This window comes from Oscillospiraceae bacterium (genome assembly GCA_035353335.1).
Classification (GTDB): domain Bacteria; phylum Bacillota; class Clostridia; order Oscillospirales; family JAKOTC01; genus DAOPZJ01.
Genome location: DAOPZJ010000073.1, coordinates 1 through 10,011 on the forward strand (window position 1 = coordinate 1; position 10,011 = coordinate 10,011).

A 10,011-nucleotide genomic window follows, 5' to 3' on the forward strand; every position below is an offset into this window, starting at 1 on the left:
CTCGTCAGAAAAGCCGTCGAAACCTTAAGGGAACTCTGGTGTGAATAAACAATAAACCTATTCTAATGAAGTCCTTTGGCGAATTACAAAAAAATAGACGGTTTGTTTTTCCTGACAACCGATTTGCTGCTTATAAATCTTACTTTTCATTATCCAACAATCGAACATTTCCAATATACATTTTTGAGAACAGTTCCCGTTGGAATTCAAGTCCCGGGTGATAATGCTATTACTGTATCATTCTCGGATTAAAGAGCTCACAGCCTGAAATATCCGTTCTGAAACGGGCATTTTGAATACAGGATGAATTTTTTCATGTTCCCCTAGGTCAATACTGATGACCGGAATGGTAACCGGTATGTCTTTGGTCGCCCGGATTTGAGCGTTTTGCAGTTCTTTCCAACCCGGGGCGCCTAAGTCAAATGTATGGATTTGTACAATCACAAACGGCAGGCATTTATCTTTCAGCTGTTCGCGCCAGACGGAAACCATTAAAGATAAAAGCCGGTTGTATATGGATGCTTCCGCAACAGAAGTATTGCTTTCCCCCTGATACCATATCACGCAGCGCAGTGAATAAGGGACTAAAGTTTGAAACATTGTACGAAAAAGAAACCCGTCTCCGTTCCACGGATAAATGCGGTGATCCTGATGCTTTACTTCTGCGGGTAAATTATATTCCGATGCATAAAGCAAATTTTCATCCGTCCAAGACTGTATCACCGATGCGCCCTGGTAACAAGCAATAACGCCTACCGCACAATTCTTTTCCTTTCGGATCATTCGTCCGACGTGATAAGCGATTGCGGACCAGTGCTGTACTTTACTTTTTTCACAAAATACCCACTCGTCAGTAAAATACTCCCCTTCTTCCGGCCGTCTCACAGTAAACAAACGCAGTAAAGGGTTGCTTTCGTAAACAAAGTCATCTTTGGCTTCCGATATTTTAAGCTCTATGTTGGATTGGCCGGAGCATAAAATCACTTCACCGATCATGATGTCATGCAGTGTCGTTTTGCTGCCGTTTAAATCGATTTCCATTGTATAGGGCCCGCTTGCCGGATGACTTCCGAGTTCCACACACCAGTTCTCTTCAAAAGATTCTACGGTTTTGGATTCGTTCATAAAAGAAACAGAAACAGTTCCTTTTCCTGTTCCGAACACCCGAACCGGCTTTTCGCATTGCATTACCGCGCCGTCGCAAAACAACGGATTGAGCTTCATTTCAAAATTGCCTCTCTTTAAATTAATAGGCTTACAGTATACACCTGAATTTCATAAAGCGGAAGGGGTCCGTACACACTTAACTGCAGTTATATTCAAATATGTGCTCATCCGGCGTATCGATGAATCTTGTTTCGTTCGGCAAGACCACATCGGCGGTTGTATTTGGGGGCAATGACACAGATAAAGAAATACTTTGGCCTTTTCTTTTCCACAGCACGGAAACGGTTCCGTATATGCTTCGATACGCAGCCTCTGCCCATGCAAGCGTCCCGCCCGGCTTCGGCGAAATCACAAAATGATTCTCACTGTTCATATGAATCCCGCAAACACTTCTGAACAGCCATTCGCAAACGGCGCCTTTGGAATAATGATTGAGCGAAGCGATACCGTGTGACGGCGTGGAGCTGCCTTCCCACGCCTCCCATACCGTCGTCGCTCCTTGCTTCGGCATAAAGAGCCACCCCGGGCATTCTTCGTTTTCGAGAAGCCGATAGGCGTATTCGATATCGATATCGGCGAGTACGTCGAGGATGAACGGTGTTGATAAAAAGCCGGTTCCGAGGCGCCAGCCGCAGGCTTCAAGAGCGTTCAGCAAACGTACTTTTGCGTAAGCACCTGTTTCATCATCAAGTAAATGCATATACAGCGGTCGGACAAGTTTTGCCTGCCGGTTTGTATCAAGTGAAAAACCGGCTTTTGTGATCAATTCCCGATATGCTTTTTCGCATCCCTCTGCATAACTTTCGTATAGCTTTTTATCATCGTATTTTCCGAGATATTTTGCAATCTCCGCCATATGCTTCATCACAAAAGCGGTGTATGCCGTTGATTCTTCCGGATGAGGGAATATAAAATCTTTGATTGAAAACGCCTGTACATTACTCGGCTCAGCCCATTCACCGTAGGACTGACCGCAATTCACTAAATATTTTCTGTTCTTTTTAGAAAGACGAATCGGTTTGGACAGCAGTGAGTATCGGCCTGCGCGCTTGATCATAAAAAGAGCGTAACGTTTCATCGCACTGTAGTTTTCTTTGATGATGCGGTCGTCTCCGTACTTCTTCCACATACGGTACGGTATCAGGACGCCTGCATCCGCCCAACCGACAGAACCATTCATGGTGGTCATCCAAAAGTCTTCGCCGCCTTTCGGCACGATCTGATGGAGCTTTCCGTATTTTGATTGGCGGTCAAACAGATCACGCATATACTTTCGGGCAAAAGGCTGGTATGAGGTGAAAAAGCTTGCTGTTTCAAAGAAGATCTGACTGTCGCCCGTCCACCCCGAGCGTTCTCTGGTCGGGCAATCGGTCGGGACGTCGGCGCTGTTGCTTTTTTCAGACCAGAGGGTGCAATCCGCAAATTGGTTAATAAGCGTATTTGAACATTTAAAAAAGCCCGTTTGTTCAAAATCCGAATATACTGCCGCCGAGTAGAAATCACTCGAAGAAAAACTCACATCCGTTTCTACCAGAGCATAACGGAAGCCATACAGCGCGAACTTACTCTCGTATCTGTTTTCACCCTCACGGCAGACAAATTCAAGCATTTGAAGCGGCGTTACTTTCCCCTTTGAAAATTGTCCGATGTTTTTAACAAGCCCGTTTCTGCAAAATGAGACATGCCTGTTCAGCGGTTTGTCTTTGTGCGTTGCAAGTTGAATATTGTCCTGCGTAAATTCACTATTACCATCCAGCAGTTCGCCCATACGGAGAAAGATACGCTGACCTTGTTTTGCAAAAACTCGAAAGCCGATGAACCCCGACAGATTCTGCCCGAAATCGAGCACTTTTGCTCCGCTTTGCGTAATCATCAGCTTCGGCGTAAATGTCTCATGCTTCATAACGGGAAAGTTGTTTGATGCGGAAAGATTTGCTTTTAATGCCGCCTCTTTCGCAAAACCCCGATAGCTTGGTCCTTTTCCCGCATCGACGTATTCGCCTTCTTTGAGATCAGCGAAAAGACGCGGTCCGTCCCCGCTCCATTTCCAGGTATGATCGGAATAGATCAGCTGTATATTTGATTCCGCGTCTGTTATCTCGAGTTGGGCAAGCAGCTTTGTTTCTTTGCCGTAAAGGTATGTATGTCCCCAGGCCCCCTGCGCTCCTCTGTACCAACCGTCCGCAAGTTCGGCTTCGATTACATTTTCGCCGCAGCGAATACTGCCGGTCACATCATAAGTCTGGTACTGGATGCGTTTACGGTAATCGGTATGCCCCGGCGCCAATACAAAATCACCGATGCGGCTGCCGTTGATGCGAAGCTCATAAGCTCCGCAGGCAGTGATATACAAACGTGCCCGGCTTATTTGGTTTACTTGAAACGTTTTTTTGAAATGATCGTTCGGATAGCGGTATTTTTTACTGACGCGATAATCCCCGCGAATCCATTTTGCTTTCCAATCCTCCGGAGAAAGAAGCCCGGTTTCAAAGAACGCGGCTGCGCTTTCTCCTTCATGATCGTTTTCATCCCAAAGCGTGACTGTCCATTCAATGCGATCGCGCGAGCATAGCTCCGGTTGATAAACGGTACGCATGGAGTTTGACATGACTTTTCCGCTATCCCATACAACCGTGCCGTCTGTTACTGCAATAATGCGGTAAGCCGTCTGACGCAATGCCCCTGAAACATTCCAGAAAAGACGCGGATGCGGAATGTCAATGCCTATGGGGTTGATCAGATATTCAGTTTTAAGATCGATTGCTTTAATCATTGTCATTTACCGGAAAGCCGGGCCGCAATCTTCGCACGATAAACGTCACCGGATTTTTTCTCCTTCTGCCAGAATGCCTCGTCTTTCGCCAGACGGATTTCGCGTGCATTTTTCTGTTCAGGCGTCATTTTTGCTTCTCTTTTGGCGGACTTTTCGGCGGCAATTTTATTTTTCTCGGTTTGCTTATCTTCTGCGGATTTTTTCTTTTTTTCTGCTTTTGCTTTAGCTGCTGAGTCCTTTTCGATATGCGCCGCAAGTGCCGATTTATAATCAAGCCCTTTTCTCGCACACTTCTCTTCCAGTTCAACCCGGTATGCTTCTTCCGCTTCCTGATCGAACCGTGCCTGTTCGAGGGCAGATCTTTCTTCGGGCTCCACCCATTCCTCACCGCGTGAAAGGCATGCCGCTTTCTGATGCTCACGGATTTCCGCTTGTTTGCGAACAATCGTTTTTTCTACGGATAAGAATGCCAGAAGAACTGCAAGAATAATACCGGTGAACACTTCGAGCCCGACGAACGAGAAAGTGATTGCACTTTTTACGCCGGCACTCTGTGCGGCGGCAACAGTTGCGCCGCTTGCATCGATTGAAGGCGCAATATATCCCGTGCCGGCAAGCAGGGCGTTGAATATCCCTGTGCAAATACCGACCATCGCTACGGCGATTGTACTATAGACCGAGACTGAAAGGCCGTCACAGCGGATACCGCTCTTCCACTCGATATGGTCAAGTGAATCCGCAAAAAGAGCAAAGAAAACGTATGCGCACGGTAATCCCCCGATATTTTTAATAAACTGACCGATCAGAACAACCGTCAAATTTGTGGGAAAAATCCAGCAGATCAGACTGCCGATCGCATACAAAACGAAACCCCACATAGTTACATTGCGCTTGCCGAACTTTTTTGCGAGCGGCCATACGGCAAAGATGCCGATTCCCATCGGCACACCTCCGATGACCGAAACAAGCATCTGTGTAATACCGTCATTGTATGTTCCGAGGACATAATTGCAGTAATAGACAAGTCCGAGGTTTTTCAGGCACGTCCCGACAGTCCAGATCAGGAAATACACGAAGATAATCAGCATGTATTTATCGGTAAAAATGATTTTCAGCTGAAGAGCAAACTTAATTTTCTTTTCCGCCGAGTCCGTATTTTCCGCCGTTACGCGTTCTTTGGTGTAATAATATTCAAGCAGCGTGAGAGGCAGGGCGAGAATTGAAAGAACAGACATGACCGTGATCCAAAGCGGCTTATCGATGCCGACCAAAGGCATGAGCACCATCGGAAAAATCAATGCCACAATGATGCCGCTCATCATAATTGTCGAGATTTGATTGAATGCCGAGAGACCGCCGCGCTGAGTGACATTTCGGGTTGACAACGGAACCATCAAATTATGGCTCATGTTGAAAATCGTGTAAGCTAACGAATAAAACAGGTTATATGAGACCATGACCCAAATCACCTGAACGGTGATGTTTCCGCCCGGTACGGTAAATAGCAAAATTCCCGTCAGTGCCATCAGCGGTGCGGAAAGAAGGATCCACGGACGGGCTTTCCCTTGTTTTGTATGGGTGCGGTCGATAATGTATCCCATGATGATATTTGTGATTGCATCAATAATTTTTGAAACAATCGGGAAAATGATTAAAAACGCACCGCCCCAGACGACGGTCAGGTTCAAAACATCTGTGTAATACACGTTTAAATACGTTCCGAGAACCGCGTTGAGCAGTAATGCTCCGCTTGGCCCGAGCAGATACCCGAGCCATTTTTCTTTGCCGGACACATTTTTGGAAGTGATTCGGCTTGTAAGCAGCCTGTTTTCAATCAGTTTGCCTGTCATTTTATTTTTTCCTCATCTTTCGGCAGATTCGGTGCTTTTACACCGGTGCAGAAACTTTTGATGCTTTTGATCAGATGTCCGTTCGCTGCTGCCGCAAATCCTTGTGCGAAATGATACGGAAACGCTTTGCCCGACGACATCGACATGGATATGAGCGAATTTGAATCAAGAGCTCTCTCTAAGAAAAGCGCACTTTTGATCTTGTTGTCGCGTTCTGTTCCCTCGGGGAACTTTTTTGCTTTTTTCAGCTGATTTTTTGCCACTGATAAGACAGCAGAATACAATATCCTGCCAATAACGGTTTGATTTAAATCGGAAAAGCGGCTTTCAACGGAAATCAGTTTAGAAGGTGGGAACGATGAGATTTTCAATCCGCTCATTTCTTCGAATATTTCATCGGATATCCCGGAAACATCGCCGGAATATGCATTCGTTACCCGTTCGGAATATGGCGCGGGAATGGATTCACCTTCAATGGCAGCCGTCTGAATAAGGCGAACCGTTTCCGAATCGGAGCAAATCCGGAATTCATATTCACCGCTTTCGAGTACCCATCGTTTTTCCTTAATGAGGTAAAAGCGAAGGTCGTATACCGGCAGTTCCATTGAAATGACACGGCTTTCTCCCGCTTCAAGGAACACTTTTTGAAATGCGCGGAGTTCGTGTTCGGGTTTAAACACATCGGTCCCCGGAGCTTTCACGAATAACATCACTACATCGGCTGCCGCCTGTTCGCCTGTGTTCATGATGCGGCAGCTCACCGTAAACTTTGAGCCTGCACGGACAACACGCAGTTCGCTGTATTCGAACGTCGTATATGAAAGTCCGAATCCGAACGCGTAACGGACTTTCTTTTTTACGGTTGTGTAATAACGATATCCGACAAAGATGCTTTCCTTATAGACCTCGAGCGCGCTCTTTCCGAATGCATCGCTGTAAGGTACATCGTCGGATGTAAGCGGCCAGGTCTCGGCGAGTTTCCCGCTCGGCACCGCCTCGCCGAACAAAAGTTTTGCGGTTGCCTCACCGCCGTTCTGCCCCGGAAGATACATCATCAAAACAGACGACACGTCATCGGCAAAGGGCAGTTCAATGGGAGCGCCTCCGAATAAAACGAGATTAATCTTTTTACCGGTTTTGACAAGCGCTTCAATCAAAGAAATCTGATTATCCGGCAGACGCATGTTCGGCCTGTCGAAGCCTTCGCTCTCAACAGTATCGGTGAGTCCCGCGAAAACGAAGACCCGTTCAAATTTTTCTCCTTTGCGTATTGCCTCGGCAATCAAATCGTTCTCGGGTTCGGTTTTATTTTCCGAATATCCTTTTGCAAAGGAATATCTAATATTCCGCTTGTCAAAGGCATCTTTCGGTGAGGTTACGGATGTCGGGTTAACCAATGAGCTGCCCGAGCCCTGATAACGCATTTTGCAAAAAAGATCGCCGGCTATGAATATTTGCTTGTCTTTACAAAGAGGCAGCGAACCGTCATTTTTCAAAAGAACGGCGCTGTCCGCTGCGATTTCAGCTGCAAGTATATGATGCGCATCAAAGTCGGCAGGCGTCCCGGTTTCCTTTTTCGCCCTGCATTTTTCTATCAGCGCAAGAACATGCCCAACCGCCGAATCAAGGGCTTCTTTGCCGAGATCTCCACTCTTTACCGCGTCTGTGATCCATTTCCGGCAGATATCGGTATCGCCGGGCATCTCGAGATCAAGTCCCGAAGCAACGCCCTTCACACGGTCATGCGTCGCACCCCAATCACTCATCACCGCTCCGTCAAATCCCCATTCGCGCCGAAGCACTCGAGTGAGAAGCCACTCGTTTTCCGAACAGTATTCGCCATTGATTTTGTTATAAGCGCACATCAGCGTGAACGGCTTTGCTTCTTTTACCACCATCTCAAACGCTTTCAGATAAATTTCTCTCAAAGCGCGGTCATCGGCAACACTATCACCGAGGTTGCGGAAGTTTTCACTGTTATTCAGAGCAAAATGTTTCACCGATACGCCGACACCTTCACTTTGCACACCGCGGACTTCCGCAATTCCCATTTTCCCCGCAAGAAGCGGATCTTCCGAGAAATACTCGAAGTTTCTGCCGCAGAGCGGACTGCGTTTGATATTGATTCCGGGGCCGAGCAGGATATCTACACCGTAATGACGGCATTCTTTTGCAATCGCACATCCGATTTCATATGAATAATCCGGATTCCAGCTTGATGCAACCGTTGCGGCTGTCGGAAATGATGTCGCCGGTACGCTTGCGCCGTTGTCTGTGGCTTGTGTGCTCGTTTGCTTACGCAGACCGTGCGGTCCGTCCGCCATATTAAGCGAAGGGATACCGAGACGCGGGATCGAATTTGTATGCATAAAATCGGTTCCCGCAAGAAGCGCCGCTTTTTCCTCTGTTGTCAGTTCAGACAGTTTTTCCTTCACTGCTTTTTCTTCTTTCTTTTTAATTTTCTTTAAATACCGGGAGATATTTCAAAGCGTTGAACACTTTTTATCGAGGAACTGCTCTTTTTATATCTGTACCCCGTGTCTATATATCTTTTATCATATTATTCAACCCGGGTATTGCATATTTGTATGTAATTTGATATAATTGTAACTGTTTGGAGGAACCGGCATGGATAACATAGATTTAAATTATATTTGCACGGCAATGGGAAATCTGACCGGGATACCGATCCGCGTTTATGACGGCGGCGAACTCATATTTTATCATTCCATTATCGAGCTGCCAAAGGACCCGATTTGTCTTGCGCTCGGAAAGCTGAATGAAATCACAGCACATGTCGGGTATTACATCACTTCTTTCTTTTACTTATACGGAGTGATTAACTCGGGAAGAGCGAAAATCATCATTGGCCCGTCAAGGCAAGTGAAAGCCCCCGCGAGCATCCTGCGTGAGATGGCGTTCAAATGCGATCTTACCGGCGAGGATGCGGATACTTTTATTGCAGGAATGAAAAGTATCACGAATATGCCATATGAGAGCATTATTCAAACGCTGTGCACTGTCAACTATATTTTAAACGGCGAAAAACTCGGTCTTGATGATATTACGATTTTCGATGATGAGCAGAAAATGTTGAAAAAACAAATCGAATCGGAACTGCTTTCACGTGAAGAAGACAAAATCGCCGAAAGCGGAGCCACGATATCTCACAACTCACTTTCTGTTGAGCAAAAGCTGACCGATATTATTCGCCGCGGTGACAGTGCTTCGCTTAAAGAGTGGGTGAACTCGGCCCCGGCGATTCGCCCCGGTATTCTGGCTCCCGATCAAATTCGCCACTACAAAAATACTTTTATCGTATCCGCAACGCTTGCGTCCCGTGCCGCTATCCGCGGCGGAATGGATATTGATGACGCCTTTACGCTCAGCGATCTATACATTCAAAAGTGCGAATTACTGAATGATCCGGACAAAATTATGAATCTCCAATACCATATGATTCTCGATTATACCGGACATGTCGAACGTCTTCAACTCGGTAAGCGCCGGGGCAGATTTACCGTCGATGTAGCGAATTACATTCAGCACCATATGTCTGAAGCGATTACAACCGAGCAAATCGCCGATGAATTGTTTGTCAGCCGGCCGTATCTCTCAAAACGTTTCAAGCAAGAAACCGGCGTGACATTGACCGATTTTATATTAAAAGAAAAAACGGAAGAGGCAAAACGCCTCCTCCGCTATACCGATAAAACCCTTTCAGCCATCGGCAATTATCTCGGTTTTTCCTCACAAAGCCATTTTACAAGAGTATTCAAAAAGTATGCCGGCTGTGCGCCGGGCGAATATAAAGAAAAGCACAACAGAGCGTGATCAGTGAGCTGAGTTTTTTTGGGGCTAACGTCTCAATATGCCCCTAGACCCCACTTTGAATGTCCACTTAACAGGGAACATTCCATTTGATTTATCTGTAAAAAGGAACATATCATCCAAACATCGATCAGCAAGCTGAAATAATCCGGTAATTAAGGTCGGCTTAATTTTTCTCGTAGAATTCGATATCCATTCCATCCTTTATATACTCAACCTTTCCAGTCTGATGGTATCCCAATTTTTCAAATAAATAAAGATTCTCTTTTTCCTGCAGAATCGTATCGAGGCACCAATAATCGGATCCATATAGTTTCTCGATTTCCATCATAGCCGTCTGTGCGTATCCGTTATCCCTGTATTCAGACATAATCCAAATAGGAGAAATAC

6 protein-coding genes are annotated in these 10,011 nt (G+C 46.2%); 1 reads left to right on the forward strand and 5 read right to left on the reverse strand.

What is annotated here, in order from left to right:
- Window positions 1–237 precede the first annotated feature (237 nt).
- The 4 genes from PKH29_11660 to PKH29_11675 form a co-directional block, all read right to left on the reverse strand.
- On the reverse strand, window positions 238–1,188 hold the full coding sequence (locus tag PKH29_11660) for a sialate O-acetylesterase (GenBank protein ID HNX15493.1): 951 nt from the start codon (window positions 1,186–1,188) through the stop codon (window positions 238–240).
- Between the two features lie 115 nt (window positions 1,189–1,303).
- Window positions 1,304–3,946: a family 78 glycoside hydrolase catalytic domain gene (locus PKH29_11665; protein ID HNX15494.1), complete on the reverse strand. Its 2,643-nt coding sequence runs from the start codon at window positions 3,944–3,946 to the stop codon at window positions 1,304–1,306.
- Window positions 3,943–5,790: an MFS transporter gene (locus PKH29_11670; protein HNX15495.1), complete on the reverse strand. Its 1,848-nt coding sequence runs from the start codon at window positions 5,788–5,790 to the stop codon at window positions 3,943–3,945. The genes PKH29_11665 and PKH29_11670 overlap by 4 nt, the downstream gene beginning before the upstream one ends.
- Window positions 5,787–8,225, reverse strand: a complete 2,439-nt coding sequence (locus PKH29_11675) for a glycoside hydrolase family 3 C-terminal domain-containing protein (protein ID HNX15496.1) — start codon at window positions 8,223–8,225, stop codon at window positions 5,787–5,789. The genes PKH29_11670 and PKH29_11675 overlap by 4 nt, the downstream gene beginning before the upstream one ends.
- Window positions 8,226–8,418: 193 nt before the next feature.
- Between PKH29_11675 and PKH29_11680 the strand changes: the two genes are divergently transcribed.
- Window positions 8,419–9,624 (forward strand): helix-turn-helix domain-containing protein, encoded by a 1,206-nt coding sequence (locus PKH29_11680; GenBank protein ID HNX15497.1) that lies wholly within the window; start codon window positions 8,419–8,421, stop codon window positions 9,622–9,624.
- A gap of 163 nt (window positions 9,625–9,787) precedes the next feature.
- Here PKH29_11680 and PKH29_11685 read toward each other — a convergent pair.
- Window positions 9,788–10,011 (reverse strand): GNAT family N-acetyltransferase (locus PKH29_11685; protein HNX15498.1); only part of this gene is annotated, 224 nt, incomplete at its 5' end.

Coding starts and splice junctions, on each gene's coding strand:
- PKH29_11660 (HNX15493.1), bottom strand. CDS start 1,188: ATGCAATGCGAAAAGCCGGTTCGGGTGTTCGGAACAGGAAAAGGAACT.
- PKH29_11665 (HNX15494.1), bottom strand. CDS start 3,946: ATGACAATGATTAAAGCAATCGATCTTAAAACTGAATATCTGATCAAC.
- PKH29_11670 (HNX15495.1), bottom strand. CDS start 5,790: ATGACAGGCAAACTGATTGAAAACAGGCTGCTTACAAGCCGAATCACT.
- PKH29_11680 (HNX15497.1), top strand. CDS start 8,419: ATGGATAACATAGATTTAAATTATATTTGCACGGCAATGGGAAATCTG.